The organism is Caulobacter sp. FWC2, assembly GCF_002742625.1.
In the GTDB taxonomy this organism is placed as follows: domain Bacteria; phylum Pseudomonadota; class Alphaproteobacteria; order Caulobacterales; family Caulobacteraceae; genus Caulobacter.
This window is the reverse complement of sequence record NZ_PEBF01000001.1, coordinates 1735337-1761436: the sequence shown is the minus strand read 5'-3', so window position 1 is coordinate 1761436 and position 26100 is coordinate 1735337. Positions and strand designations below refer to the sequence as shown.

The window sequence follows — 26100 nt, the reverse complement described above, 5'->3', positions numbered from 1 at the left end:
CGGGCAACCACGCTCCCGCACATCCATCTCAGCGCATTTTGACGCCCCCCCCCACCCCAGGTTGCCCGCTCGCCGCGAGGAGGACGCCTGGCCGATTTCAGCCTTTTCGTTGCTGGGGGACAGGCGGGCGGTGTGCAGCGCCATTTGCCTGCGCAGACCCCGCACGCTAGGTGCGAAGTACTCGCGCGAGATATCGAGCCGAAGGCTTTTCAACCCAGGCGTAGGACAACTCCGCGACGGCGATGGTTAGCGGCAAGGCGCAGATGAAGACCAGGGATTTGCCGATGAGGCCGGCGGCATTTGCGCCCAAGCCAAGACCAACGACGCCCCCGACCAGGAACATGCATGCCTTCACTGCGGCGAAATGGAACAGGTAGCCGGAATACGAGCTACGACCGCTTCGTTGGAAGAACTTTACCTCTAGCAGACGATCCAGAGGCTTGAGGCCCCCGATATGCGCCAACGCCACTAAGCCGGCGCTCACCACGATTATAGGCAAGTAAATAAGGGCTTCGCGATACTGACCGACAATTGAACCACTGATGATGTCGTGCAGCATTGAACCGCCGCTGCGCGAAAGAACAATGTGATTGATGCCGACATAGACCCCACAGTAGATAATCAGTCCCAGGAGCCCGATCGCCAAGATTGTGAGAGCTCCATAGGTCCTGATCCGCGCCTGTAGATCGCCAGCAAGGCGCCGGCGCAGAAGCCGTCCATCTGACACAGGACATTGTAAAAATTCACCTTGTTAGGCTCCCATGCCACCAACCCACTATGAGCTGCGAAGGATACACCCAATCTCAGGAATACGGATACGAGCGCCAAAGCACCCAACGCCAAAACTAGACTACGGCGCTTAAGCAATGTGAGCAGTCCACCGGCGATCGCATAAAACTGCATCTCCGATGAGATTGACCAGAGATGACTCAGCGGAAAGTTTGGCGTCCACACCTCATGAGAGATGCTGTAAAAATTGTAGTAAAATAGAATAATCGCCGACCAATGACTGAGAGACAATTCTATGAAATCAACCGCCTGCAACGCGACAGCGATTAAAACAAGCAAGGCGTAAGCCGGCAGGATTCGCGCAGCCCGTCGCGCATAGAACTTCCGCAATTCTGAGGCGGCGCCTTGCGCCAACGGCCGGTCCAACACCGAACTGGCGACGACGAAGCCCGAAATAACAAAGAAGAGCCAGACGCCCATCCAACCGAAGGGCATCAAGTCGCAGTGCTGCGCGATAACCGCAGTCATGGCTATAAAGCGAAGGGCGTCGATACGCCCATTTCGCGCTCCGCCCGAATGGACTTGCGGCTGCTCGGCCTCGCCCAATAAAGCCATCGACGTGCCCCCTAGATCGGCATTCCGCAGAAATTTGGCCAATGCTCGTCACGGCAATAGCAGCCAGCGTGAATAAAGTTTAGCCGATAATGACGGGGTCTCGGTGGAGCCCCTAGAACAAGAGTGATATAATCACGGTATAAGAAAGGAGCGCGCCCAGCGCTCATTATTTTTTCGACTCGCGAAGCAAGCGATCAAACAGCACAGCGGATACAGGTATTATGCTTAAGAATAGGACACTGGTTTTCGGCGCCAGTGGTTTTATTGGCACTCGGCTTGTTTCGCGCCTGGCGGCTGCGGGCCATGAGGTCGAAGCTGTCGACATCCTACCGCCGCGGCAGCGAATCGACGGCGTCACCTACTCGACTCACGACGTTCGACACCCCCTGCCCGTCGAGATCGGCCGCGGCGTATCGACGATCTTCAACCTCGCTGCGGTCCACCGCACGCCAGGACATCCGGATAGCGAGTATTTTGAGACGAACGTCGCGGGCGCGCTCAACGTGGCTCAACTGGCCACGGACTGCGCCATCAAGACTATCGTGTTCACGAGTTCGATCTCGGTCTACGGCCCTTCTGAGAACGTTCTGGATGAGCAGTCACCGCTCAACCCCGTTTCCGCATATGGCAAGTCCAAACGGCTTGCCGAGATCGTTCACCAGCAATGGGCCCAGGTCGTTGGCGACAGGCGGCTCGTGATCGTCCGCCCCGGCGTGGTCTTTGGACCAGGCGAGCGCGGTAACTACTCTTACTTGGCGAAAGCCTTGAGCAAGGGCTATTTCCTGTATCCTGGCCGCAAGGACACGGTCAAAAGCGGTGGCTATGTCGATGAGCTGCTCAGGACGTTCGATTTCGCGCTAGAGCGGTATGAAAAGCCCGTCCTCTATAATTTCGCCTATCCAGACGAGAGCAGCATCCAGGACATTGTCACCTGCTTCCAGTCCATCATGGAACGGAAGGCTAAACCGGCAACCGTGCCTCTGCCCTTGCTGATGACCGCCGCCGGAACCTTCGAACAGGCCGCGAAGCTGGGGGTGAAGACACCTATTCATCGCGAACGCGTGCTTAAGCTGGTTCGCTCGACCAAGATTTCGCCCGGTTGGCTGAAATCGCAGGACTACGCCTTTTCCACGAACCTCAAAACGGCTCTTGAAGCATGGAAGCGGGAAACGGAAGGCACGTTCGTATAGCCCAGAAGATGATGGCCAGCCGCCGAACTCTCCTCGGCGGCATGGTCGCCGTCGGGGCAACGTCAACGCCAGTCCCTTCCGAGGAGCCTGTCGCCGCTCTTCCGTGGAGCGGGGTTCCCGTCTTCGAAGACCAGTTCTCCCTTCTGGACGTTTCGGCGCGTGGGCCTGATACAAGATGGACCGCGCACACGCCTTGGAATGGCGATTTTGGCAGCGCCGCGTTCTCGGATCCTGTCGCCGGCTTTCCGTTTACGACCTCGGACGACTGCCTGTCGATCACCGCCAGAAAGGGTGAAGATGGCCACTGGCGCTCCGGGCTGCTCTCATCGGTCGATGCCAAGGGGCGCGGCTTTTCCCAGCGCTTTGGCTATTTCGAAGCCCGCATGAAGGTGCCCGCGGGTCCGGGCGTCTGGCCCGCATTCTGGCTCGCGACGGTCGTCGGGAACACCACGGGCGTCGAGATCGACATCATGGAGTATTATGGCCACGAACCCGCCAAGTTCAGCTCGGCGCTGCATCTTTGGCCCGTCAAAAAATCAAGCGCCAGCAAGCACAAGCTTCTATGGACAGCGACGCCCGAGAAGCTCGCGGATGACTTCCATCTGTTCGGCGTGAACGTGACGCCGAACACCATCGATTTCTATTTCGATCGTCGGAAGACGCATTCCTTGCCAACGCCCATGGAGCTCAACCGCCCCCTGGGTCTTCTCGTCAATCTCGCCCTCGGATCGGGTTGGCCGATCGATAACACCCCCAACCCTTCCGTGCTGCTCGTGGACTATGTGAAGGTTTTCGCCCCGGTCTGAGATTGGGGAGAGACGCCGGCCCGAGCTTGAAGAACAACACTTCGTCCAGCCTCAACGGGCGTGCGCTCGGCGTTCGCGATACCGCTGATGAGGCCGAACAGAACGGCCGCCGCGAAACCGAAATACACACTGGTCCCCGCCAGCGACGCCGCGACCAGAATGGGGATCAAGGCAAATTTCGCGGCTCTATGTAACCTGTCCAGACCCAAACCGCTCGGCGCCTTCGCCGAGAAGCGGACAGCGATGAAAGCGGCCGTCAGGAAGGCGCCGACCGCGCCGATATTGCCCAAGACAGCCAGCGCCCAGCTCGACGCTCGAAGCGATCCCAACCCCGCCCCCAGACCATAGGTGCCCAGAAACGCGTCGAGAGCCGTCTGATTCCAGTAGCCCCGTTCGGCGTAGGAGCTCGTCTTGTGCTTCTGCAGCACGGTCTGGTCGATCGCAACCATCGCACCGTCGAGGATATCAGGCTTGAGTGCTAGAACCAGAAGAACGCTCACTAGCGCCAGATAGGCCAGTGAAATCGGAGCGATGCCTCTTACCCCTACCTTCAGCGTATCCACGGTCGCGGCCATCATGATCGTCATGATGCAAACGGCGAGAGCGACATAGGTAGAGGACGAGGTGGAGAGGACCGCCATGACGATCAGACCCAGCGACAGCAGCCAGCTCCAGGTCCGACCACGGCCGACATAGCCGGTGCGCATCAGGAAAATCGAGGACAGGTAGCCGATACAAAGCCCGCCGTACGACGACGCCTCGGTCATCAGTCCGACCACGCGACGACCAAACGATACTTCGGCGTCGACGAGCAGGGCATAGCTGGCGTTCCGGAACGGCGCCAGCATGGCGGTCAGGCCCACGGTCGAAGCGACCATATCGAGCACGCCCGTCAAGACGGCGGCCATGCCGCCGATCATGATCCCCTTCAGGAGCTGTCGCCGCCCCTCAACCGTGCGCGCGAATACGTGGGCCGTCCATACCGTCGCGACCGTGAGTAGGAAATAGAGCGCTTGCGTCAAATTGGAGGTGGTCGGCGTCAACGGCACGGCGGCACGTATCATGACGCGCATCGGCACCACTCTGACCTCCCCCTCGAACAGCCGGGGAAAGACGAAAGCCGAAAACACTCCGTAAAGAGCGCAAGCCGTCAAAAGTCCAAGCTGCTTCGGGTCCAGCACACTGACCAATGCGGCGCGACCGGGTCTTCTCATGACGATCGTCTGGAAGGTCAGCAGAGCGATGGCGATCCAACCTGGCGTCAGCGTGATGCCCCCCAACAGGCCGGGTGGTATCGCGGCCATGCTGCCGAAGCTCTGGGCGATAAACGTGACGTAGAGCAGGAACGGCCCCCGCACGAAAAGAGCGGCGACCAATACGCTGATCGCGATGAACGAAGAGGCTTCCATCTATACGTCTAAACCCAAGGCGGTCAGTTCTGCTCGAAACAGATCGGCGCTGCGGGCCCAGGTATAACCCGCGGCCCATGTCGCCCCTGCAGCCCCTCGCGCGATGCGGTAGTCCCGGTCCAGGAACCGTTCGATCGCGGCCGCCCATTCCGACGGACTGTGCGGATCGGCATAGTCCGCTGCGTCGCCGCAGACCTCCGGCAAGGCACCACAGGGAGCGACGACCGCTGGACAGCCCAGGCTCATGCCCTCCAGAGGAGGCAGGCCGAAGCCCTCCGTCGTCGAAGGAAACGCCAGGCATGCCGCTTCGCGCGCCAGTCCCGCATACTGCGCATCGGTGACTCTTCCAAGGAATGTCGTATTGGGCGGGGGATCGAGGCCTATGGACGAGAAGTCCTTCGCGCTGGCTGAACCGAACAGCACAAGGCGCACCTCACACAATGCCTTCGACCTGAAGGCGGCGAACAGGACGCGAATATTCTTATGTTCCTGAACGTTGGCGAGAGCGATGACGAACGGCCGGTCCCGGAGACCGTGCCGCGCTATCAAAGTGTCATCCGGCTCGCCATGGGCCATGTGGTCGACACCGTTTGGAACGACCGAAATGTTCTCGAACTTGGCGACACCGTATTCGACAAGAGACTGCCGACTGTATTCGGATACGGTCAAAACCCGCCGAGCTCCTCGCCCTATGATGGGCTGCAGCGTCCTGTACCAGGTCGAGAAGGCGCGGCTGTACGATTTCGGCGTGATATGCACCTGAGCGTCGTGCATCATGACGATCCCCGGTGCGAGAGCCGGCGCTAGGTTGCACAGACTCACCAACGTCGCGCCGGCGGCGGCGAGCGGCAGCGATGCCTGTTCCCAAGCCTGTCCGGACAGGAAGCCGACACGGTCCACCCGGCTACCTGGCGGCTCCTGCCCCTCCGGCGCCCCCTTTGGCGCTAGAATTCGCAGGGGTGATGCGGCGTCTTTCGAGAGCGCACCTATCAATTCGGCCGCGACGCGGTGCACACCTGTCGGCGTCGCGCTCAGAAACCTGCCATTGAAGACGACTTGCCTATCGGCGGACGTAGACATCAGCGACCAAAGCCATCGAGTATCCTGCGTGGGTCACACCGCCCCCGCAACAGATCGGCCAGAGCGATATAATTGCCCTTCAACCGGCCGGCGCGATCGATATGGGACTCCGGCCAAATCGTCCTCACGTGGTTTTTCAATATGTTCCGGCTCATCAGCCAAAGCGAATAGGACAGGGCCATGGTCCCCTTTCGCCACAGATAGATGGGGTTCACCACCTGAGAATAGCCAAAGCGGACACCGCTGGTTCGACCGTTCGTAACCCCTCGGTGAACCCCGACAAAAGCGGTCGATTTGACGATACGCCCGCTGGCGGAAACGCGGCGTGCGAAGTCATAGTCTTCCTGCCAACCATACAGCGGAAGGTTCTCGTCAAAGCGAAGGCCGTTGAGCGCGGATAGACGAAACGCCATGTTGCACCCATAGGTGCCCTGCGAGGCCTCGTCGCGATCCGCCGCCAACGGCGCGCTATCGAACGCCGCCAATTGCGCCATGGCGTCGTCGAACGAGATTCCAGTGGTGCCAATACCGTCGGCCAGAAGCGTGCCCGTTGCGCCGGCTATGGTCGGGTCGGATGAAAAGAGCCTGGCGATCCCTTCGATGACGCGCTTAGACGGCAGATAGTCGTCGTCGAAGAACGCCACCACGTCCGCCTCATCCGCAACCAAATCAATGCCCCGGTTTCGCTGGATGCTGGATCCTCTCGAACCGAAGATAATCCGTGCAGGATGCAAATCGCCTTCAGGCAGATCGGCATCACTTTCGACCGAGACGACAATCGCCGAAGGCTGCATTGTCTGAAGGCGCATTTCAGCGATCAGATCGCCAAGCTCCTTCGGTCGCCCAACGCTGGCGACGACTACAGCGACTTTCATTGTCCGCTCACAGGCAAAGTCACGACGGCCTCAAATTCCAGCGCTCTTCTGTTCGGCCTGCCCTCGCGCGAAGGATAGAACACGCCTGACCACTCCCGCACGGCCAGTCTGCCCCCTAGCATGCTGAACAATCTTCACCAACAAGTATTTAGGACCAACATTAAGGAGCAGAAGCCAAACAAGCCAAAGCATTCGAGTCCTAAGACGAGAATTTCTAGCGCGGACTGAACTAAGCAAGCATTCCTTCGCGAGCCCAAAATGGGTATCGCCCGGAAATGGGGTCCTGCCTCTCGCAAACCTGAAAGCAAGTAGTCTATATTCAAGCTGCTGAAAGCTTGGTCGAAATGGAATTTTCAAAACTATCCCTTTCATGCGGGCAGTTTTCTCAAATTCCTCCTGCAATACGATTTCAAAATTCAACCAGCGCAGAGCGGTTTCAATTGACCATTCCTTACCCCGCGCCCAAGCATTACTACCGTGAACGCGATAAGCGCCCAGGATTTGCGGCAGGCTGCGCACATCGCCGAATAGGGGCGACAGCTTGCTTAGGTAGCCATCCGGTGATCGATAGACTCTTGTCCTGTCGATTGGCAGAAGATCTGTCAGGAATCTGCGGCAAAAGACGCTTCCGCTCGAAACCGTCCAAGGATACCAGGCAGAGTCTAATGACTCGGCGCGTACGGCCTCAGGGCTGAGGCCCGCGCCGAAATACGGAAAGGGCATCTCTTCATTCCGCCCTTCACGATCGATAGTGTCTAGTCGGAACTGCACTTTGACATCGTTGGGCCGCCAAGCAGCGAGCACCACCTTCAGACAGTCGCGGTACAGGAGATCATCAGCATCCAAGAAAATGCAGGCATCCGCAGTGGACACTGCGAACCCGGCATTAACAGCAGCAACGTGCCCTAGGTTTTCTTGCAGAACAGCAGTGATCCTGACTCCGTAGCTTTCGATAATCGAAACAGAATTATCCGTTGATCCGTCATCGACGACGATGATCGTCTTCGGTGCGACAGACTGCCCCAGTACACTCTCGATGCACTCGGATAGGTACGATCCGTAGTTGAAGTTGATGATAACAACATCAATTTCCATCTTCGCGACCATGGACTAGTTCCGCGGAGATATCCGCATGGCTTTTTGCGAACGTGAAGGAATTGGGTCCGGAACTCAAGACCTTGGCTTGCGCGATTTTCGCCCTGGCCTGAAACGCTTCTGGGTCGGCATAGAATTCATCCAGGGCGATTAAAATTTCCGTCGATGAATTCTCAGGAATATATCTCAGTTCCGAATCCGAAAAATAACCATCAATTCCACCCTGACGAGAGCAGATAACCGGAATACCTCTCGTGATCGCTTCAAGCACGACAGTTATTCCAGACGCATGCATGTTGGATTTCAGCGGAACGACGACGATGTCGGCGGAATCGAAGGCAGCCAACAGCGCCTTGTTGTCAGAAGGCGTGGAGACCCGGATGTTTCCGGCGCCTCCGGTGTCGACGCGAGCTTTGGTTAGCACCTCTAGCTCGAAACGTTCGTCATTCGCGACGGCTTCTATAAGTATCGGCCAATCCCGATGGCGGTCATTGCCTGCCGAAAGAACTCGGATGGGCCCCTCTCGTCTGAACTCCGGAACTGCCCTTACATATTCCTTAGATATTCCGAAATGCACTACCCGAACGTCGTGTGAGGGAAATACATCGCGCGCCATCTTGGCATTGATTTCGGAATGAAACGTCAAAACGTCTGCACGCGACAGGAGGCTTCGGTATAGCCATTTTTTTATCCCCGGAGTGCGCCGCCACTCGTCCATGAGCCAGATAGTCTGCGCTATAAGCCTAGGAGATGACTTTGCATCGTAGAGACACAATAGAAGAGCGATCGCAAGGGACTGGCTCTCGGTATGCGTCCAAACGACATCTGCTGCCAATACGGCTTCTCGATTTCTCCAGGCGTGCACGAAGTCAAACCCGAGCACCACGCGTCCGAGACCGCGGATGAACTTTCCACCCAAGCCTTCGCTGCAATCGACCGAATACCTGATCTTGCAGTTCAGCGCCTCGGCATGCCTATAGCCATAGGGCGAGCGCTCGTTGAAACCTTTCAACAAACCAAGATCCCAACGCTCGGACCAACGCTCCTCACCAAACCCGTAAGCCAGATGAACAAAAACATTGATGGGAGCTAGTGACATATTGGGACGCTCAATTTTTAGCGTTTCAGGCATTATCGCCCCCGTCCGAGCATCGCAAAACCAATCGCCTTTATATACACCAATGTAATGACAATATTATTGACCGATTTTCAGGACCAGGCGAGGATTTTTCTTACTCTTGACCACAACATGGCTTCAGGTCCATCGGGACGCCCTGAGATTGCCCACAAGAGCGCCATAGACCCGAGATAGGCAGAGCAGCCCAACGCTCCCGCCGCGACCAGGACGATCAGCACGTGAACCCGCCCATACAACATGCTCTCGACGCCATGAGCGATGAGCGCGAGCAACGCTAGCGAAGCCGACGGACGGGCGAGTTGCAACACCTGCCTCGATAGCTTCAAATCTATAAGACGCCTGACCAGGATCATCGAAGAAAGCACCATAGCGGTCGATGAAAAAGCCTGAGCCCAAAGCGCCCCGGCGATACCGAAACGGGACACGAGGAATAACACGGCTGGAACTTTGACCATGAGTTCAGCGAATGTTTTGGCCGATATAAGATTAGCTCGTCCTTGAGAGAGGGCCAGGGCCGTCATAGGGATCACAGGCAAGGTGAAGGCGCTCGTCATCGCCATATAGAAAAGAATGGGAGCGACACTGATCCATGCTTTTCCCAGCACCATCTCAACTATCGGCAAAGCGCAGACCGAGACCATGACCAGGATCGGCCCTACAAGTGCGGTCAGTGTATAGCTGGCGCGAAGATATCCCGCGCGAAGCCTTTCAGGGTCAGAGCCGGTCGCGAAGGCGACCAGCAAAGGGCGAGAGACCGGCTGCACAATAGCTTGGTACGGTATAGAAGTGATATTGGCCGCGTTCGAATAGCTGCCGAAAGACGCGACGCTAACAAACTTTGGCAAGACTATGCGATCTAATTGCCAGTTCACCGCTTGCATGATTTGAGCAAAGCTGTTCCAGCCCATCATCGGTGCGAACATCCGCCATTCCTTCAGGGATAGCGAAACCTTACGGGATCCGAGTAGGTAGGAGATGAAGGCCGCGCTAGTGGTGGCGGCAACGGCGTTGATAGCCAAGGCCCAGTAACTCCTGGTCAGAACCGCAACGATCCCACTCACAAGAAGCGCTATGAGTTTACTGAGAACATCGACAGCGAAGTCTCGCCGAAAGTCCATTTTCAGCGAATAGACCAACAGATTTGGATTCGACAGCCCACGCATTGCCGGCGACAAAGCAAGTACAACTAGCAAGCCCGCAAGTCGCGGCTCGCCGTAAAATTTGGCCATGGGGAAGGCAAGCAACCCAAGCAACAGCGCGATGGTAAGCGCCCGAAGCAAGGCAATCGTGAACGCCGTCGATACAACGTCAGGCGTCAAGCGCTCTAAGCTGCCAATGGCCGCAGCCGCAGGTATTTCTAAAATCATATCAACGATCTGGACGGATATCATCGCGATCGCAACGAGACCGAATTCCGCGGGCCCCAAATACCTAGCAAGTATAAGCAAAGCACCGAAATCGATCAATTTCGACAATAGCCTACCGCCTACCATCCAAAGACTGGCGGCGGCCGTCCTGACCGAGAGACTCATACTGGTATTCCGACGCGGCCAATCAACGATCTATCCGCGTCGTTAAACATCAAGACTTGCCACGTTTCGGAGGAAGTTCGACACCTGCAATTTGAAAGCCCCCACCCCAAAACCTTCTGCATGTCGCCGGATCAATGAACTGTCGAACGTGGACTCGACCCGCTCGAACTCAAGCATGCATCCTTCCAGAGCTTCGGCGGTTTGCGCCCCGAAATGCAAACCAGTTACACCGGGCACGACAGTTTCGAGCGCTCCTCCCTTTCCGTAGGCCAGGACTGGGCGGCCGCTCGCCATGGCTTCAAGGGGGACAATCCCAAAATCTTCCAGGCCAGGGAATATCAGCGCACGACATTTACTGATGTAGTCCACCATCGTCGCATCATCCGCCCGCCCAACGAATTGCACAGTCGGCCCAGCGCGACGCTTCAATTCTTCCGAAACGCCATCTCCCACAACGACAAGCTTACGATTGAGATTAGTGCAGGCTTCTACGGCGATCTCTATTTTCTTGTAAGGCGTAACTTGTCCAGCACATAGATAGTAATCTTCCAACTGCTCTGAAATTACAAACCGGGAAATGTCAACCGGCGGATGTATAACAACTGAATCTCGACGGTAGAATTTCTTTATTCGAGACTGAACGAACGCTGAATTAGCGATGAAATAATCAACGCGAGCCGCCGTCGTCACATCCCATACTCGAAGCATTGGAGAGAAAATGCTCATGAAAGCTCGCGCGAGCTTTCCAACAGAATTGTAGTATTGCGGATATAAATCCCAAATGTAACGCATAGGCGAGTGGCAATAGCAGACATGGGTCGCATCCGGCCTCGTAATTACGCCCTTGGCGGGACCAGATTCGCTGGAAATTACGAGATCATATCCCGTCAAGTCGAGAGACTCTAAAGCAAATGGCATAAAGGGTAGCATCTTTTGATAGTGCTTTTTACCACCGATTTTCTGCAAGAAGCTCGTCTTTATGTTTCTATTCCTAAGAGAGCCCGACAATTTATCCTTGTCCACAACTAGACAGTATATATCAGCGTCAGGAAACATTTCGCAAAGCGCCTCAACCACGCGCTCCCCACCTCGCATGGATATCAACCAATAATGGACTATTGCTATCTTCATCGGGAACCTGGAAAATTATCACACAATTAAAGGGAGGCGACGGCATGAATCTTTCCGCCAAGCGACGAACCTGGCCAGCCCCTCTGTCAGCTTGACCTTGGGCTTGTAGCCGCACAGCGCCTGCAGCTTGTCGATATTGGCGAAGGTGGCTGGAACATCGCCGGGCTGCATCGGCAGGAAGACCTTCTTGGCCTCGATGCCCAGGACGGCCTCGAGGGTCGAGATCATCTCCATCAGCCCGACAGGATCGTTGTCGCCGATATTGTAGACCTCGTGACCGCCCTGGGCCGGCGGGTGGTCGAGCACGCCGACGATGCCGTCGACGATGTCGTCGATATAGGTGAAGTCGCGGGCCATCCTGCCCTCGCCATAGACCTCGATCGCCTCGCCCTTCAGCATCTTCTCGGTGAAGCCGTAATAGGCCATGTCCGGCCGGCCCCACGGGCCATAGACGGTAAAGAACCGCAGGCCCGACTGGGGAAAGCCGTAGAGCTTGGCGTAGCTCTGGCTCAGCAGTTCGCACGAACGCTTCGTCGCCGCATACAGCGACACCGGGCTTTCGGCCGGGTCGCTCTCGCGGAAGCCGTCGCCGTTCAGCGGCCGGTCGCCATAGACGCTGGACGAGCTGGCGTAGACCAGGTGCTCCACCCCGGCGTGGCGACAGGCCTCCAGCACCGACAGGTGGCCCGCGAGATTGCTGCGCTCGTAGGCGAACGGGTTCTCGATCGAGTAGCGGACCCCGGCCTGGGCGGCCAGGTGGATCACCTGCTTCGCGCCCGAGGTCTTCACCAGTTCGGCGAAGGCCTCATGATCGGCGATGTCCATGCGGACCATGGTGAAGTCTTCGCGGCCGACCAGTCGCGCCGCCCGCGCTTCCTTCAAAGCCGGATCGTAGTAGGCGTTGAACACATCGACGCCAACCACCGCCTCGCCGCGATCAAGGAGGCGCTCGGCGACGTGGTAGCCCACGAAGCCCGCCGCGCCAGTGACGATGATCGGAGGCGCCATGGCTCAGCCTCGGCCGATACTGGCGTAGGTGAAGCCGTGCCGGACCATCTCCGCGGGCTTGTAGACATTGCGCAGGTCCACCACGACCGGGGCCTTCATCAGGAGCTTAACGCGGTCCAGATCCAGCGCCCGGAACTGGTCCCATTCGGTCAGGATGACCAGGGCGTCGGCGCCCTCGGCCGCCTCGTAGGCGCCGGTCTTGAAGTCGACGTCCCTGAGCATGTGGGCGGCTTCCTTCGCGCCTTCCGGATCGAAGGCCTGCACCTTGGCGCCCATGGCCTGCAAGGCCGGCAGGATGTCGAGGCTGGGGGCGTCGCGCATGTCGTCGGTGTTCGGCTTGAAGGTCACGCCCAGCACGCCGATCGTCTTGCCGGTCAGGTCCTCGGCGCCGATGGCGTGGGCCACCTTGGCGGCCATGGCCTTCTTGCGGGCGTCGTTGACCTCGACCGTGGTCTCGATCAGGCGGGTCGGGGCGCCGTATTGCTGAGCCGTGCGGACCAGGGCGATGGTGTCCTTCGGGAAGCAGCTGCCGCCGTAGCCAGGCCCAGCGTTCAGGAACTTGCCGCCGATCCGCTTGTCCAGACCGATGCCCTTGGCCACCTGCTGGACGTCGGCCCCGACCTTCTCGCAGAGGTCGGCCATCTCGTTGATGAAGGTGATCTTCATCGCCAGGAAGGCGTTGGCCGCGTACTTGATCAGCTCGCTGGTCCGGCGGCCGGTGAAGACGATCGGGGTCTCGTTGAGGCTCAAGGGGCGATAGAGCTCGCGCATCACCGCCTGGGCCCGCTCGTCCTCGGTGCCGACCACCACGCGGTCGGGACGCTTGAAGTCCTCGATCGCCGCGCCTTCGCGCAGGAACTCGGGGTTCGACACCACCGCGAACTGGGCGTTCGAATTGGTCTTGCGGATAATCGCCTCGACCTCGTCGCCGGTGCCGACCGGCACGGTCGACTTGGTGACCACCACCGTAAAGCCGTCGATCAGACCGGCGATCTCCTCGGCGGCGGCGTAGACGTAGGAGAGGTCCGCATGGCCATCGCCGCGCCGGGTGGGCGTCCCCACGGCGATGAACACCGCGTCGGCGTTCTTGATCGCCTGGGCGCCGTCCAGGGTGAAGGAGAGCCGCCCCTCACGGACATTGCGGGCCACCAGATCGTCCAGACCGGGCTCGAAGATCGGGATCTCGCCTTTGTGGAGGCGCTCTATCTTCGACGGGTCCTTGTCGATGCACGTCACCACGTGCCCGAAGTCGGCAAAGCACGCCCCCGACACCAGCCCCACATAACCCGTGCCAATCATCGCTACGCGCATAGGCACTTATCCGAGGCCATCTCCCACACCATGATCACCCGGCCGCGCTGACGGCGCGGTCCAGCTCCGCTATGCCCAGTGAGATGTGGCAGAACGAACTGGCAGGCGCCGGCTCGTCTACGAACGTCTCGTCCGGCTGGTACTTGTCGCGCCAAAGGCCGGCCACCGGCGTGTGTAGATTGGTCATCAGGCCTTCGGCGCCCGCGGCGGTCATGTCCCACCAACGGTCGTCGCCGGCGATCCGGGCGGCCAGCACCGAAGCCTTGATCCGCTCGGCCTGCGGCCACAGGCGCGCGCTGTTGTCGGGGATAGAATAGTCGTCCAGCGGACGTTGATCGCCACGCCGCGCTCGAGGTCGACGCCATGGGTCTCGCCATGCCTCGATCATCTTCAGGCCGGCGGCGATCGCGTCGTCGCGGCCCGCCAGCCTGCCCCAACGCAGCAGCAGCGGCCCAACTCGAACTGGTGGCCCGGTTCGCAGATCTGACCCTCCACGCTCGGTGCCGGGTTCCGGTCGAGATCGAAGAACTCGCGGATCTGGCCGCTGTCGGCGTGGATGAACTTGCCGAGCGCCAGGCCGCCGATCTCGTCGGCCAAGGCGCGCCAGGCCGGATCGTCGTCGACTTCGTTCCAGGCCAACATGGCCTCGGACAGGTGCATGTAGGGGTTCGGCTGCTGCGACGTGGTCGGCGGGTTGGTCTGTTGGAAGCCGCCAAGCGGGTGCTTACGTTCAGCGTAGAGCTTTTCCAGGACGTGGACGGCGATGGCCTTGGCCTTGGCCTTGGCCTTGGCCTTGGCCTTGGCCTTGCGGTCTGGCAGTGCTTTGGCCACGGCCGCCAGGCGAACATGGCGAAGGCCTGGTCGTAGGGATCGGCGGTGTCGTCCAGGCTCTCGCCATAGGGCCCGACCATGGCGCGGAACAGGCCGTCCGAGCGGCGATAGGCCTTCAGGTAGAAGTCCAGGCCGTTCGCGACCGCTTCGCGCCATGGGCCTGTCCAGCCCAGCTCGCCGGCCAGGGCATAGGAGAATATCTGGCGCGGCAGAACCCGCCCCCGGCGCGGGCCGTCCACCGGCTGGCCGTCAAGATCGATCTTCTCGAAGAAGGCGCCTTTCACGTGATCCGCGCCGGTCGCCCACCAAATCGGATAGGCCGCTTCCAGGGCCCCGGTCTTCAGGCGATCGCGCAGGCGGGCGGCGTCGGCGAAGGCGGTCATCAGATTTCCTGATTGTACTTGCCGACGCGGTCGCCCAGTCGCGGCTTGACCTCTTCGCGGAAGAGGGCGCGCATGTCGTCCTCGGACTGGGTGCTCTCGACCACCACCACGACCTCGGGCTTGTTCGACGAGGCGCGGACCAAGACCCACGAGCCGTCTTCCAGGTGGACGCGGACGCCGTTGACGGTGATCACCTCGGTGATCTTGCGGCCCAGGATCGAGCCGCCGGCGGCGAACAGGTCCTGGTATTCCTTCACGATGTCGTCGACGACGCCGTACTTCACCTCGTCGCCGCACTTGGGGCTCATGGTCAGCGAGGTGAAGGCCACCGGCAGGGCCTTGCGCATGTCCGACAGCTTCAGGCCAGGATTGCGGTCCAGCATGGCCAGGATGGCGGCCGCGGCGGTCAGGCCGCAGTCATAGCCGTAGCCCAGCTCGCCGTTCATGAAGAAGTGCCCGCTCTTCTCGAAGCCGGCCAGGGCGCCCAGCTCGGCGCTCTTGCGCTTGATGTAGCTGTGGCCGGTCTTCCAGTAGATCACCTTGCAGCCATGGGCGGCCAGGATCGGATCGGTGGCGTAGAGGCCCGTCGACTTGACATCGACCACGAAGGTCGCGCCCGGATGCAGCGGCGCCAGGTCGCGGGCCAGCATTAGCCCGATCTTGTCGGCGAAGATCTCCTCGCCCTCGTCGTCGACCACGCCGCAGCGGTCGCCGTCGCCGTCGAAGCCGAAGGCCAGATCCGCCTTGGTCTCGCGGACGGTGTGGGCCATCGCGTGCAGCATCTCGGCGTCTTCGGGGTTGGGATTGTACTTCGGGAAGTTGAAGTCGAGGTCGGTGTCCATCGGCACGACTTCGGCCACGCCCATCTTCTGCAAGGCCTCGACCACGAAGGCGCCGGCCGTGCCGTTACCGCAGGCGGCCACGACCTTGAGGGGGCGGGTGATGCTGGCGCGCTTGGCGACGTCGTCGATATAGCGCTGGGCCTCGCCCTGCACCCGGATCAGCTTGCCGCCGTCGCGCTCGACAAATTCGGCGCCGAGAACGATCGCCTTCAGGCGGCTCATCTCGTCCGGGCCGAAGGTCAGGGGCTTCTGGGCGCCCATCTTCACGCCGGTCCAGCCGTTCTCGTTATGGCTGGCCGTGACCATGGCCACACACGGGATGTCGAGGTCGAACTGGGCGAAATAGGCGGTCGGCGACAAGGCCAGACCGATGTCGTGCACCTCGCAGCCGGCGCTGATCAGGCCCAGCATCAGGGCGTTCTTGATCGAGGTCGAATAGGAACGGAAGTCGTGGCCGACCACGATCTTCGACTGGCCCAGCTCGTGGATATAGGTCCCCAGGCCCAGGCCCAGCGCCTGGACGCCCAGCAGGTTGATCTCGGGCCCGAACAGCCAGCGCGCGTCGTACTCGCGAAAGCCGGTCGCCTTGACCAGCGGTTCGTTCTCGTAGGCGGCGGTATTCGGGACGAGGTCGGCGCGGGGCGCGGAGAACATCGAAAGCTCGCTTCAGTTGGTTTGGGCGTGTACAGGGGCGACGCCCAACACGTCTTGTCCGACGGCCTCGACGGTCCGCAGAAATCAGTAGGCGTTTTCCGCCATCAAGAGATGCGGCACGGTCATCAGGATGATGCGGACGTCCTCGCCGAAGGACCAACCTTCGATGTAGTCGTTATCGGCGTCGACCCGGGCGGCCATGGCCTCGATCGCGTTGGTGCCGCCGCGCAGACCCTTGATCTGGGCCAGGCCGGTCAGGCCCGGACGCGCCCGAAAGCGTAGATGGTAGTTGGCGATCTGCGCGCCATATTGCGCGTCGTGAGCCAAGGCATGCGGGCGCGGTCCGACGATCGACATGTCGCCCTTCAGCACGTTCAGTAGTTGAGGCAGTTCATCGATGCTGGTCTTGCGAATGAAGCGACCAATCGCCGTGATCCGGTCGTCCTCGCGACGGGCTTGGACAACCTTGTCGCCATTCTCCTGCACCCGCATGGAGCGGAACTTGAAGATCGTGAAGGCGCGACCGTTCAGTCCCCCGCGCGCCTGCCGGAAGAATACCGGGCCACGCGATTCGAGCTTGATCAGAAGCGCGACCAGCAGAAGGAGCGGCGCGAAGAACACCAGAGCCCCGCCTGCCACGAAAACATCCATGGCCCTTTTCAGCGGATCTTGAGCGACAGGCTGTATTTTCGACACATAGCCGCGCTGTTCCGCGGACGGATTAGATACGATCATCACCAAGTCCCCACCAGGCTATGTGTTTCGGGTCTTCGCCCGATGATTTAACAAGCCTTTACTAAATCAATGTTCGGCGGACAACGCTGGACAGCGTCGGCGACGAGACTTTTTTGCACCGCAGCGATTTTGAGACGATGGGGAGCAACAGGCGCTACAATTGCAAGCGACGTGCCACCTGGAAAAGCGCCTTATCCGTGCTAGCGCCGCCAACTGAATGGCCACGGCTTAGCTTGATCAAACGCTGATTGTTATTCTGGCCGGTTACAAATCTTGGCCCAGGCTGCCATTAGGATCCTGCGCTTCTCAAAAAGATCTCCCCGGCGATAGGCGGCCTCCACCTTGTTTCCAATGGCATGAGCCAGGGCCATTTCGACGACCTCACCCGGAAACGCCGTCTCCTCGGCCGCCCAGTCCCGGAAGGTGCTGCGGAAGCCGTGGCTGGTCAGGTCCCCGCGACCCATTCGGCGTAGCACCGCCAGCAGCGCCATATTGCTCAAGCCCTTCCCGGCCAACTGCCCGCAAAAGACCGGCCCTACCGGCACGGTCTCACCTTCTTTCAATGCCTTCCGATGCCGCCGCGCCTCGATCTCGAACCACGCCTCCCGCTGGCGTTCGAGGATTTCCAGAGCCGGCTCGCTGAGCGGTACGCGATGTTCTCGGCCCGCCTTCATCCGCGATGCGGGCACGGTCCAAACCCTGGCGTCCAAGTCGATCTCGCTCCAGTCGGCGCCGATCACCTCGCCGGTGCGCGCCGCCGTCAGGATCACGAAGCGGAGCGCCTGCACCCCTACCCCGCTTTGCTCGCGCATCGACGCCATGAAGCCAGGCATCTCCTTGTAGTCGAGCGCGGCGTGATGCTTGACCCTCGCGACCTTGCTCTTGGCCGGGAGGATCATCTCCAGATGCCCCTTCCAGCGTGCGGGATTTTCACCCTGACGGTAGCCGTGCACCGTTCCCCAACTGAGTACCGCTTCGATCCGGCCGCGCAGGCGACTGGCCGTCTCGGACTTGGTCAGCCAGATCGGCTTGAGCGCATCGAGCACGTCGTTCGTGTCGATGTCAGACAGAGGCGTCTTGCCGAAGTGAGGCACGGCATAGGTGTTCAGGGTGCTGGTCCACTGGGCGATATGCTTTTCGTTTCGCCAGGCGGCCTTGTTGCCATCGATATAGGCGACCATCGCCTCGGCAAAGGTGACCCCTTGCGCCGTTCGCTTGGCGGCCTTCGCCTTGACGTCAGAACGCCCGCCCAGCGGATCCTCGCCGTTATATCGCTGCAGGCGCGCGGCTCTCGCCTTCTCACGCGCCTCGGCTAGTGACACGAACGCCAAGGGGCCGAGACCCATCTGCCGCTCAACTCCGGCCGTGTGGTAGCGGAAGATCCAGGATTTCCCGCCGCTCGGGGTGATCTGCAAGTAGAGACCGCCGCCATCCGGATAGCGTCCCGCGCCTTGCAGCTGCCGGACGGTCATTGCCGTGAGTCGTTCGTAGATCCGGGCCACAAGTCACCCCCATTTCAACCCACAGGGGATCTCACCCCCATTTTCACCCCCATGCCTGTTCATCATAGGAGCGGATCTTGGTGGACGCGTCCAGACACGGAAACGCGAGTTTTCCGTGATGAATCAACGGACTTCGGGCGTCCGTGGACGCAACTGGATTGTGCTGGAAAGCGGGGATGGCGGAGACGGAGTCCGCCAAACTGGCAGTTCCATGCGATCTCAATTGGAGCCACAACAACCCATCAATGCTCTGTAATATCACAGATTTTTGAATCTATCAGCTCAAACCGTCTCTCGCCATTTCACCCTATCTCAAGTATAAAATGGGACCGAAAGCAGGGCCCAAAGTGGGGCCGAGATTGGGACCGGGAGGCAGGTATGGCTGCGAGGACCCTGAACAAGCTGAACGCAACCCAGGCCGCTAAGCTGAAGACGCCAGGACGGCACTCCGACGGCGGCGGCCTCTACCTGTCGATTGACGACAGCGGACGTAGGCGCTGGGTGTTCATGTATACGCGCGGCGGCAAGCGCACCGAACTTGGCCTTGGCGGCGGGCGCGACCTATCGCTCGCCAACGCCCGCGCCGAGGCAACGGCGCTGCGAACGATGCTGGCCGCCGGAAGTGATCCCAAAGCCGAGCGCGCGAGGGACGATCAAGTTCTGACCTTCGGCGATTGCGCAGACGCCTATGTCGAAACGATGCAGCCCTCATGGCGCAACGCCAAGCACGCCGCGCAATGGAAGATGACTCTCACCAAATATGCCGCGCCCATCCGAGATCGTCAGGTTGGCGAGATCTCCACTCAGGACGTATTGGAGGTGCTGCAATCGTTGTGGAAGCGCACCCCGGAAACGGCGGAACGGTTGCGGGGTCGGATAGAGAACGTGCTGGACGCCGCCAAGGCGAAAGGATTGCGTTCGGGGGAGAACCCGGCGCGCTGGCGCGGCCACCTCGATCAATTACTGCCCAAGCGCCAGCGGTTATCGCGTGGACACCACGCCGCGCTGGCCTATGACGCCCTTCCCGACTTCATGGCCAATCTACGCACGCGCAGCGCCGTCGCAGCCCGCGCCCTGGAATTCGCGGTCTTGACCGCCGCGCGTTCTGGCGAGGTGTTGGGCGCGATGTGGGGCGAAATTGATTTGGACAAGAAGGTCTGGACCGTGCCGGCGTCGCGCATGAAGGCCGGGCGAGAGCATCGTGTTCCGCTGTCGCCGCGCGCGATGAAGATCATTCAAGCTCAACGCGACTTGGCTACAGAGGGTCACATATTCGCCGGTCCTGACCCGAAATCACCGCTGTCGTCCATGGCCATGGCGATGCTCCTGCGGCGAATGAAAGCCGACGTCACCGTTCACGGCTTCCGCTCTACCTTCCGCGATTGGGCATCGGAGACGACGGGCTTCTCGCACGAGGTTTGCGAAATGGCGTTGGCCCACACGATCGGCAACAAGGCTGAGGCCGCCTATCGTCGCGGCGACCTATTCGAGAAGCGCCGAAAGCTCATGGAAGCTTGGTCTGGCTACTGCGCCACGCCAAAAGCCGACAAGGTCGTGCAATTGCACCGGGCGGACGCAGGTTGAGGATTTTCGAAAAGTACCTCTCATCGCCTGCTAGGCGGAACGCGGCTTAGGCCGCACGCCGAGCCCCAGCCTGGCGGAGAGCGGCCGGTCAAGGGTGCGCGAAGCGCATCGCCGTCGGCGACGGCGTAGCCGCCCTTGAGGGGGCGATCTCCGCCAGGCCCTACCCTACCCTGCCCTGTCTTCCATTCGATAGCTGGCAGGGTCAGCGACCCAACGGTTGATTGCCGACTCACGCCAGCCGGCTCCGTGGATGCTGATCTGCACTTGCTTCGGAAAAGAGCCGTCGCTGATCTTGCGATACAACGTTGAACGGCTCAGGCCCGTGCGTTGCAGCACGGTTCGGATACGCAGAATACGGTCGGGTTCGGCCATCGCGATAAGCTCCAGACTGGGATCTCGGGGCATTCGATGGACCAGAATTGGACCGGCAAAAGAACGCCGCAAGGCCGCGCGGGGCCAAAGTGTACTAAGGCGTGGAAAGACAGGCTCTGGGCGCCCTCTAGCGTAGGCTCACCGTGCCTCAGGTGGGCCTTGCGCGGGTGAGACGGTGGCTGGCCGGGGCTAGACCGGGCCGGTTACGCCCTACTTCTTCAAGCGCACGCCTGGGCCGGCCGTATCGTCGGCCATCTGAAAGATGACGCCGGCCGCCTCCAGCGCACGCTGTACGGCTTCCACGTTATCGACCGAACTACGACCTGGTCCAACGGCGCTTTCCATTCGGCGGATCGTTGGCAAGGACAGGCCCGCCGCCTCCGCGAGCTTGGGTCCGCTCCAATCGACAAGCGCCCGCGCCGCCCGGATTTGCGACGCCGTCAGCATGGTATTTTACTATTAGTAAAGTTCACGATACTTTTCGCTTGTCGAAAGAGGTCGTCGATGATACTAAAGGAGTAATACACACTCAGGATGACGAGTCATGAGCTCACGTCGAAAGGCGGGAAGCGCGCCTGCGCGCTTGCCTGAACCGTCGAGGCGCACCGTACTGGCCGGCGCGTCGGCGGCACCTCTGATCGGTGGCCTCGTGCCACATGCCGCCACAAGCGATCCCAACCTTGCCATCTGTCTGCAATGGATCGCCATGGACGTTGAGCACCGCCATCTTCTGGCCGAATGGGGCACTCTCGAAGGCTGGCTGATCAAAAATCGCCGGTGGTTTCGCCTGTCAGCTGACGAGCGCGCCGCAGTCCCCGAGGGCGCGCGGTTTTCGCAGATTGAGGCGCGGCTCGATGAGTTAGAAATCGAAAGCCACGTCCTTCTCAAGGCTATGCGCCCAGCCCCGGCCAAGAGCGTCGAAGCGGTCATTGCCAACCTATCGGTGGCGGGGCGCCTAATCTTCGAGGAAGACCACCCAGAGGCGCACGGGCTGATCGTCCGAGCCGTCCGTGACCTCGCCAAGCTTGGCGCGCCAAAATGAGCCGCCGGGCGCCCAGACGATGCGGCGGCGATTGGCTTTTGGCGTACACCTTCCGCCGCAACGCAGCGGGCTTTCACGAGGCCGCCGAGACGGCGCGGGATCGCCACCCGGAGGTGACCCGCTACTTCCTGGCCATCGCGATCGAACTGGCGCTCAAGGCCTATCTGCTTGAACGCGGGATCAGCGACGACTGGAACCGGATTCACATCCGCCACGATCTGACCAAGGCGCTTAAGTGCGCCCGCCGCGCCGGCTTCAATAGCGCGCCTGCGGGACTTCCCGCGCTCGCCGCGCTGCTCAGTCCATATTACGAGGTCCACACCATTTCAGCGATGACGCCGGACACCATCGGGTCGGTGTCCTGGCCCGAGGCCTGCGACACCGTGCGGAATCTCATCGCCGCCGTGAGCCCCACCATCGACCGCGACGCGTCAGACGACGAGCCCAGTCGGATGAACAAGGAGGGCGAATGATGCGCCGCCATGGGAAGCTTTGGCTGCTCGATCCGTCGCAGTGGTGGCGTTGCCGACACCGGCAGCTATGGCGCGGCAGGGGTTTTGACCCGCACGACAGCCGGCAGGTGACGTCCTACGCCGTTGACGTGACCCCCATTTCTCATCCAGCCATAACGAGAGTCCTGGGTTGATTTGAGCCTTGGTGTTGGTGGGTGGCAAGAGGCCGGTGCGCGGAGCTATCAGCCTGCGCAGCGTGCCGGCCGGTCTCTCCGCAGAAGGCGCTGGCGTACTCCCTGGGCGTCATCCAGCCGAGCTTGGAGTGGGGCCGGTGCTCGTTGTAGTCGCGCCGCCAGGTCTCCAGCACGGCGCGGGCGTGCGGCAGCGACCGGAACAGGGTCTCGTTCAGCAGTTCGTCGCGTAGCCGGCCGTTGAAGCTCTCGTTGTAACCGTTCTGCTGGGGCTTGCCCGGCGCGATGTAGTGCCAGCCCACGCCGCTGTCGTCGGTCCAGGCCAGGATAGCGTTGGACGTGTATTCGGTCCCATTGTCGCTGACGATGGTGTCGGGCCGACGTCCACGCTGGGCGATGATGGCGTCCAGCTCACGCGCCACCCGCCGGCCTGACAGCGAGGTATCGGCCACCAGGGCCAGGCACTCGCGCGTGCAGTTGTCGATCACCGTCAGGATCCGGAACCGGCGGCCGTCGGTCATCTGGTCGGACACGAAGTCCAGGCTCCAGCGCTGGTTGGGCGTCAGCGGGACCTCCAGGGGCCGCCGCGTGCCGACCGCCCGTTTGCGTCCGCCGCGCCGGCGCACGGTGAGCTTCTCCTCGCGATAAAGCCGCTGGACCCGCTTCTTGTTGACCGCGTGCCCCTCGCGCCGCAGCAGCACGTGCAGCCGGCGATAGCCGAACCGGCGGCGCTCCTGGGCCAGGGCCTTGAGCCGCTCGCGCAGGACACCGTCGTCGGGCCGCGTGGCTTGGTAGCGCACGCTGCTGCGATCCACGCCCAGGACCCGGCACGCCCGCCGCTCGCTCATCTCGTAGGCCGACCGCAGATAGGCTGCGGCCTCCCGATGCGCGGCGGGCGTCACCACTTTTTTCCCAGCAGATCCTTCAGCGCGACATTGTCGAGCATCGCGTCGGCCAGCATCCGCTTGAGCTTGGCGTTCTCGTCTTCAAGCGCCTTTAGCCGCCGCGCCTCCGACACGTCCAGCCCGCCGTACTTGGCCTTCCACTTGTAGAAGGTCGGCGAGCTGAGCCCGTGCTTGCGGCACAGGTCCGCCACCGGGACGCCCGCCTCCTGCTCACGCAGGATCCCTATGATCTGTTCTTCCGTGAACCGTGATCGCTTCATTCGTCCGTCCCTTTCCTGGGGCGGACTCTAGTTATTCCTGGAGGAGTTTCAGGGGGTCACGTCACCGTCACGACCCTGCGCGGCGACACGCGAGACGTCTTCCTGCTGAGCTGCGTCCAGGCGCTCGATTACGCCCTGATCAGCCGTCACCTGGGCCTAACGGTTGAAGTCGTCCAGGCGCACACGGCCTCGGCGCTCTGCCGGGTTACTTCAACCATCGACTTGATCGAGCGCGTCCGCCCCCAACGCGCCGCTGCGTCCAGCCCGGAGGCTCGCCATGTCTGACAGTAAGGATGATCCCTTCGCCGTCTCCCGCCGGGTCTTGATCGGCGCGGCCAGCGCCACACCGATCCTCGCCAACGCAGGCTCAACATCGTCGTCGAATGACGTCACGGCCCGGTGTGACGAATGGCTGGCGCTCGACGCAGAGATCGACCGGCTGTTGTCGCGCTGGTCGGATCTGGAGAACGTGCTCGTCAAGGAAAGGCGGTGGCGTGAGATGACACCCGATCAGCGTGAGGCCTTGTCGCCCACCGAAGAAATGGACGCCATCGACAAGCAGGTGAAGGGGCTGTTTGAGCACCGACGCCAAGGGCTCGACGCCCTCCCGGCCCTGGTCGCGCGTGACATGCGAGGTATCGCCAGCAAGCTTCAGGTCGCCGTAAAGGTCATGGACCATGAACGCGGCGACGGCTTTGAGTTGTTTAAGGGCGCGGTGGCCGAGATGCAGCACGTCCGATGCGCCCATTGCGGCGCACCGATTGTCGAAAGTCGTCCGCCGCCGCCGAACGCAAAATGACCCCAATCGCGCCGTTGCAAAGCCTCTCTGTCCCACCAATTTAAAGTTCGACAGCGAGACAAGCCGGTCTTCCCCCGCCGGCCCCCGCGTCCCAAAGCGCAGCGCTCGTGCTCTCCCCCGGCACGAGCGCTGTTCGCATTTTGGGCCGGCCCTCCAGTCAGAACTTCCGTGCCTGCGGCAAGGACGCCAGACGGTCCGACGGCCCTCAAGGGTGCGCGCTTCGCGCGCCTCGCTACGCGACGGCAAGCCGCCCTTGACCGCCATCGGACCGCCCGGCCAGGACTCGGCATGCACTTAAGGAAGGTTCTGGCTCTTGGCCCAGAGTTTACAATCGCAGTTGAACGGTTGGTTGTTAACGCGGCCAGTCAGTGCGACGGTCCCGCCCTTATTTTCGAAGTGAAGGGCTGCACTATGGATGAGAAGAACGCCGCGATGATCGGTTTGACCGCCGATGTGGTCGCCGCCTTTGTCGGCAACAATTCCGTGGCGGTCGCGGATCTGCCGAACCTGATCAAGACCGTTCACGCCGCCCTGTCCGGCGCCGAGGCCCCGGCGCTTGAAGCGGCCGAGGACATCGTCAAGCCGACCGCCGGGCAGATTCGCAAGAGCATCACGCCCGACGCGCTGATCAGCTTCCTAGATGGCAAGCCCTACAAGACCTTGAAGCGCCACCTGACCACGCACGGCGTGACGATCGCCGAGTACAAGGCCAGGTTCGGACTGCCCAACGACTACCCGACCACGGCGCCGGCCTACAGCGAAGCACGTAGCGCGATGGCTAAGGCGCTCGGTCTTGGCCAAGGCGGTCGCAAAGCCAAGGCGCCAGCTAAGGCGCCAACCAAGACCACGAAGGCTCGCGCCAAAAGCGCCTAGGCGGCCACGACGATCAGGTCGTCGACCTCTCGGCGGCCTGATCGCGTCGCCTTAGCTCACTGGCCCGTCGCCTCGTTGTCGAACGCTCGCTTTCCGCCCCGCCGCCAGAGGGCCAGGGTGTGTTCGCGGTCCTCGCCCTGAAGTATCATCGCCAGCGTCAGAAACGCGCCATAGAGCGCGGCACGATCATCGCCGGTCAGCTCGACGAGTCCGGCCTTGTGCACCAAGCCGCCCAACTCGATCAGGTGGTGCGTTCGCTCGCGCCGCTGCATCATCCAGGCCCGCGTGTCGGTCCTGGCTCGCCCCGCCGCAAGTCGGTGTCGCGCCGCCGTGGTTCGGCGCAGGGCATCATTGGTCGCCGCCAGCGCCGCGCGGAGGTTCTGCCTTCCCGCTGCGAAAGAACCCCGCGCCGTGTTTGCGCCACTCCGCCTTGCGGGCCGCGTCCTTCGTCTCGACCAGACCAAGCAGCCCGCCCGCCAAGGTCTCGACATCCAAGGCGTCAGCTCCTGTGGCGATCACCAGCTCGCCGAGCTGCTTGATCTTCCGCTCCTTCAACGTCCTGGCCTTGTCTTCCAGCGTCTTAAGTTCAACATCAAAGTCCCGAGGTTTGCGCATCGCAGTCTCCATGATGGCGGGATGCGCTCAGGATAAAACAGTGGGCCTCGGAATGCTGTAAGGTCGCCGGAACACACTGGGACGGCCCGGTCCCTCCCGAGATTTTAATCTTGGAGGGCGCGCTTATACGTCGTGCCGACG

Annotated in this window: 26 protein-coding genes and 2 pseudogenes; 7 read left to right on the top strand and 21 right to left on the bottom strand. The window is 61.1% G+C overall.

Features of this window, described 5'->3' with window-relative positions:
* Nucleotides 1-166: 166 nt before the first annotated feature.
* Both CSW62_RS08625 and CSW62_RS08620 read right to left on the bottom strand, forming a co-directional pair.
* Nucleotides 167-646, bottom strand: a complete 480-nt coding sequence (locus CSW62_RS08625; protein WP_099576856.1) for a hypothetical protein — start codon at nt 644-646, stop codon at nt 167-169.
* Nucleotides 622-1344 (bottom strand): acyltransferase, encoded by a 723-nt coding sequence (locus CSW62_RS08620; protein WP_143324358.1) that lies wholly within the window; start codon nt 1342-1344, stop codon nt 622-624. The genes CSW62_RS08625 and CSW62_RS08620 overlap by 25 nt, the downstream gene beginning before the upstream one ends.
* 221 nt (nt 1345-1565) lie before the next feature.
* Between CSW62_RS08620 and CSW62_RS08615 the strand changes: the two genes are divergently transcribed.
* Together CSW62_RS08615 and CSW62_RS08610 are read left to right on the top strand one after the other, a co-directional pair.
* The gene (locus tag CSW62_RS08615; protein ID WP_099576852.1) at nt 1566-2534 is read left to right on the top strand and encodes an NAD(P)-dependent oxidoreductase; all 969 of its coding nucleotides are present in this window, start codon (nt 1566-1568) and stop codon (nt 2532-2534) included.
* A gap of 8 nt (nt 2535-2542) precedes the next feature.
* On the top strand, nt 2543-3340 hold the full coding sequence (locus CSW62_RS08610) for a glycoside hydrolase family 16 protein (RefSeq protein ID WP_233206637.1): 798 nt from the start codon (nt 2543-2545) through the stop codon (nt 3338-3340).
* Here the strand turns inward: CSW62_RS08610 and CSW62_RS08605 are convergent.
* The 14 genes and pseudogenes from CSW62_RS08605 to CSW62_RS08550 form a co-directional block, all read right to left on the bottom strand.
* Entirely contained in the window at nt 3313-4749 is a 1437-nt protein-coding gene (locus tag CSW62_RS08605) for a hypothetical protein (RefSeq protein ID WP_099576849.1), read from the bottom strand. The genes CSW62_RS08610 and CSW62_RS08605 overlap by 28 nt on opposite strands.
* Nucleotides 4750-5829, bottom strand: coding sequence for a glycosyltransferase family 1 protein (locus CSW62_RS08600; protein ID WP_099576847.1), 1080 nt, complete (start codon nt 5827-5829; stop codon nt 4750-4752).
* Complete coding sequence (locus tag CSW62_RS08595) at nt 5829-6704, bottom strand: glycosyltransferase family 2 protein (protein ID WP_099576845.1); 876 nt, start codon at nt 6702-6704, stop codon at nt 5829-5831. Before CSW62_RS08595 ends, CSW62_RS08600 begins: the two co-directional genes overlap by 1 nt.
* A 30-nt stretch (nt 6705-6734) precedes the next feature.
* Entirely contained in the window at nt 6735-7811 is a 1077-nt protein-coding gene (locus CSW62_RS08590; protein ID WP_099576843.1) for a glycosyltransferase, read from the bottom strand.
* Nucleotides 7789-8931 carry a glycosyltransferase gene (locus tag CSW62_RS26095; RefSeq protein ID WP_143324357.1) on the bottom strand — a complete coding sequence of 381 codons (1143 nt, stop codon included), beginning with the start codon at nt 8929-8931 and terminating at the stop codon, nt 7789-7791. Before CSW62_RS26095 ends, CSW62_RS08590 begins: the two co-directional genes overlap by 23 nt.
* Nucleotides 8932-9008: 77 nt before the next feature.
* Complete coding sequence (locus tag CSW62_RS08585; RefSeq protein WP_255408390.1) at nt 9009-10430, bottom strand: oligosaccharide flippase family protein; 1422 nt, start codon at nt 10428-10430, stop codon at nt 9009-9011.
* Nucleotides 10431-10511: 81 nt separating this feature from the next.
* Nucleotides 10512-11525 (bottom strand): glycosyltransferase, encoded by a 1014-nt coding sequence (locus tag CSW62_RS08580; protein ID WP_233206785.1) that lies wholly within the window; start codon nt 11523-11525, stop codon nt 10512-10514.
* A gap of 93 nt (nt 11526-11618) precedes the next feature.
* Nucleotides 11619-12608 carry an NAD-dependent epimerase/dehydratase family protein gene (locus tag CSW62_RS08575; protein ID WP_099576836.1) on the bottom strand — a complete coding sequence of 330 codons (990 nt, stop codon included), beginning with the start codon at nt 12606-12608 and terminating at the stop codon, nt 11619-11621.
* A gap of 3 nt (nt 12609-12611) precedes the next feature.
* On the bottom strand, nt 12612-13919 hold the full coding sequence (locus tag CSW62_RS08570; RefSeq protein WP_099576834.1) for a UDP-glucose/GDP-mannose dehydrogenase family protein: 1308 nt from the start codon (nt 13917-13919) through the stop codon (nt 12612-12614).
* Nucleotides 13920-13953: 34 nt separating this feature from the next.
* Nucleotides 13954-14906 (bottom strand): annotated as a pseudogene (locus CSW62_RS08565) (AGE family epimerase/isomerase).
* A pseudogene (locus tag CSW62_RS27235) lies at nt 14819-15133 on the bottom strand (AGE family epimerase/isomerase); the annotation flags it as partial. The pseudogenes CSW62_RS27235 and CSW62_RS08565, both read right to left, overlap by 88 nt.
* Nucleotides 15133-16629: a phosphomannomutase/phosphoglucomutase gene (locus CSW62_RS08560; RefSeq protein ID WP_099576528.1), complete on the bottom strand. Its 1497-nt coding sequence runs from the start codon at nt 16627-16629 to the stop codon at nt 15133-15135. The pseudogene CSW62_RS27235 and the gene CSW62_RS08560, both read right to left, overlap by 1 nt.
* A gap of 84 nt (nt 16630-16713) precedes the next feature.
* Nucleotides 16714-17367 (bottom strand): exopolysaccharide biosynthesis polyprenyl glycosylphosphotransferase, encoded by a 654-nt coding sequence (locus CSW62_RS08555; RefSeq protein WP_099582218.1) that lies wholly within the window; start codon nt 17365-17367, stop codon nt 16714-16716.
* Between the two features lie 248 nt (nt 17368-17615).
* Complete coding sequence (locus tag CSW62_RS08550) at nt 17616-18866, bottom strand: site-specific integrase (RefSeq protein ID WP_199170550.1); 1251 nt, start codon at nt 18864-18866, stop codon at nt 17616-17618.
* A gap of 378 nt (nt 18867-19244) precedes the next feature.
* Here CSW62_RS08550 and CSW62_RS08545 point away from each other — a divergent pair, with 378 nt between their 5' ends.
* Nucleotides 19245-20450 (top strand): site-specific integrase, encoded by a 1206-nt coding sequence (locus tag CSW62_RS08545; RefSeq protein ID WP_099576832.1) that lies wholly within the window; start codon nt 19245-19247, stop codon nt 20448-20450.
* 165 nt (nt 20451-20615) lie between these two features.
* Here CSW62_RS08545 and CSW62_RS08540 read toward each other — a convergent pair whose 3' ends face one another.
* Nucleotides 20616-20822 (bottom strand): AlpA family transcriptional regulator, encoded by a 207-nt coding sequence (locus CSW62_RS08540; protein WP_099576830.1) that lies wholly within the window; start codon nt 20820-20822, stop codon nt 20616-20618.
* Nucleotides 20823-21032: 210 nt separating this feature from the next.
* The gene (locus CSW62_RS08535; RefSeq protein ID WP_056440467.1) at nt 21033-21269 is read right to left on the bottom strand and encodes a helix-turn-helix transcriptional regulator; all 237 of its coding nucleotides are present in this window, start codon (nt 21267-21269) and stop codon (nt 21033-21035) included.
* Between the two features lie 97 nt (nt 21270-21366).
* On the opposite strand from CSW62_RS08535, the gene CSW62_RS08530 reads away from it, so the two are divergent.
* Complete coding sequence (locus CSW62_RS08530) at nt 21367-21864, top strand: hypothetical protein (protein ID WP_099576828.1); 498 nt, start codon at nt 21367-21369, stop codon at nt 21862-21864.
* Entirely contained in the window at nt 21861-22337 is a 477-nt protein-coding gene (locus CSW62_RS08525; RefSeq protein WP_199170549.1) for a hypothetical protein, read from the top strand. The genes CSW62_RS08530 and CSW62_RS08525 overlap by 4 nt, the downstream gene beginning before the upstream one ends.
* 142 nt (nt 22338-22479) lie before the next feature.
* On the opposite strand, the gene CSW62_RS08515 is transcribed toward CSW62_RS08525, so the two are convergent.
* Nucleotides 22480-23672, bottom strand: a protein-coding gene (locus CSW62_RS08515; protein WP_099576098.1) for an IS3 family transposase whose coding sequence is annotated in 2 segments (ribosomal slippage) — nt 22480-23414 and nt 23414-23672 — 1194 coding nt in all. Because the reading frame shifts where the segments join, the coding sequence is not laid out codon by codon here.
* 277 nt (nt 23673-23949) lie between these two features.
* On the opposite strand from CSW62_RS08515, the gene CSW62_RS08510 reads away from it, so the two are divergent.
* Nucleotides 23950-24471 carry a hypothetical protein gene (locus CSW62_RS08510; RefSeq protein ID WP_099576826.1) on the top strand — a complete coding sequence of 174 codons (522 nt, stop codon included), beginning with the start codon at nt 23950-23952 and terminating at the stop codon, nt 24469-24471.
* Nucleotides 24472-24882: 411 nt separating this feature from the next.
* Entirely contained in the window at nt 24883-25344 is a 462-nt protein-coding gene (locus CSW62_RS08505; protein ID WP_099576824.1) for a MucR family transcriptional regulator, read from the top strand.
* Nucleotides 25345-25400: 56 nt separating this feature from the next.
* Here CSW62_RS08505 and CSW62_RS08500 read toward each other — a convergent pair whose 3' ends face one another.
* Nucleotides 25401-25619, bottom strand: coding sequence for a conjugal transfer protein TraD (locus CSW62_RS08500; RefSeq protein ID WP_099576822.1), 219 nt, complete (start codon nt 25617-25619; stop codon nt 25401-25403).
* A 73-nt stretch (nt 25620-25692) separates the two neighbouring features.
* On the bottom strand, nt 25693-25971 hold the full coding sequence (locus CSW62_RS08495; protein WP_099576820.1) for a conjugal transfer protein TraD: 279 nt from the start codon (nt 25969-25971) through the stop codon (nt 25693-25695).
* Between the last annotated feature and the right edge of the window lie 129 nt (nt 25972-26100).

Coding starts and splice junctions, on each gene's coding strand:
- CSW62_RS08620 (WP_143324358.1), bottom strand. CDS start 1,344: ATGGCTTTATTGGGCGAGGCCGAGCAGCCGCAAGTCCATTCGGGCGGA.
- CSW62_RS08615 (WP_099576852.1), top strand. CDS start 1,566: ATGCTTAAGAATAGGACACTGGTTTTCGGCGCCAGTGGTTTTATTGGC.
- CSW62_RS08610 (WP_233206637.1), top strand. CDS start 2,543: ATGATGGCCAGCCGCCGAACTCTCCTCGGCGGCATGGTCGCCGTCGGG.
- CSW62_RS08605 (WP_099576849.1), bottom strand. CDS start 4,749: ATGGAAGCCTCTTCGTTCATCGCGATCAGCGTATTGGTCGCCGCTCTT.
- CSW62_RS08600 (WP_099576847.1), bottom strand. CDS start 5,829: ATGTCTACGTCCGCCGATAGGCAAGTCGTCTTCAATGGCAGGTTTCTG.
- CSW62_RS08595 (WP_099576845.1), bottom strand. CDS start 6,704: ATGAAAGTCGCTGTAGTCGTCGCCAGCGTTGGGCGACCGAAGGAGCTT.
- CSW62_RS08590 (WP_099576843.1), bottom strand. CDS start 7,811: ATGGTCGCGAAGATGGAAATTGATGTTGTTATCATCAACTTCAACTAC.
- CSW62_RS26095 (WP_143324357.1), bottom strand. CDS start 8,931: ATGCCTGAAACGCTAAAAATTGAGCGTCCCAATATGTCACTAGCTCCC.
- CSW62_RS08585 (WP_255408390.1), bottom strand. CDS start 10,430: ATGGTAGGCGGTAGGCTATTGTCGAAATTGATCGATTTCGGTGCTTTG.
- CSW62_RS08580 (WP_233206785.1), bottom strand. CDS start 11,525: ATGTTTCCTGACGCTGATATATACTGTCTAGTTGTGGACAAGGATAAA.
- CSW62_RS08575 (WP_099576836.1), bottom strand. CDS start 12,608: ATGGCGCCTCCGATCATCGTCACTGGCGCGGCGGGCTTCGTGGGCTAC.
- CSW62_RS08570 (WP_099576834.1), bottom strand. CDS start 13,919: ATGCGCGTAGCGATGATTGGCACGGGTTATGTGGGGCTGGTGTCGGGG.
- CSW62_RS08560 (WP_099576528.1), bottom strand. CDS start 16,629: ATGTTCTCCGCGCCCCGCGCCGACCTCGTCCCGAATACCGCCGCCTAC.
- CSW62_RS08545 (WP_099576832.1), top strand. CDS start 19,245: ATGGCTGCGAGGACCCTGAACAAGCTGAACGCAACCCAGGCCGCTAAG.
- CSW62_RS08540 (WP_099576830.1), bottom strand. CDS start 20,822: ATGGCCGAACCCGACCGTATTCTGCGTATCCGAACCGTGCTGCAACGC.
- CSW62_RS08535 (WP_056440467.1), bottom strand. CDS start 21,269: ATGCTGACGGCGTCGCAAATCCGGGCGGCGCGGGCGCTTGTCGATTGG.
- CSW62_RS08530 (WP_099576828.1), top strand. CDS start 21,367: ATGAGCTCACGTCGAAAGGCGGGAAGCGCGCCTGCGCGCTTGCCTGAA.
- CSW62_RS08525 (WP_199170549.1), top strand. CDS start 21,861: ATGAGCCGCCGGGCGCCCAGACGATGCGGCGGCGATTGGCTTTTGGCG.
- CSW62_RS08510 (WP_099576826.1), top strand. CDS start 23,950: ATGTCTGACAGTAAGGATGATCCCTTCGCCGTCTCCCGCCGGGTCTTG.
- CSW62_RS08505 (WP_099576824.1), top strand. CDS start 24,883: ATGGATGAGAAGAACGCCGCGATGATCGGTTTGACCGCCGATGTGGTC.
- CSW62_RS08500 (WP_099576822.1), bottom strand. CDS start 25,619: ATGATGCAGCGGCGCGAGCGAACGCACCACCTGATCGAGTTGGGCGGC.
- CSW62_RS08495 (WP_099576820.1), bottom strand. CDS start 25,971: ATGGAGACTGCGATGCGCAAACCTCGGGACTTTGATGTTGAACTTAAG.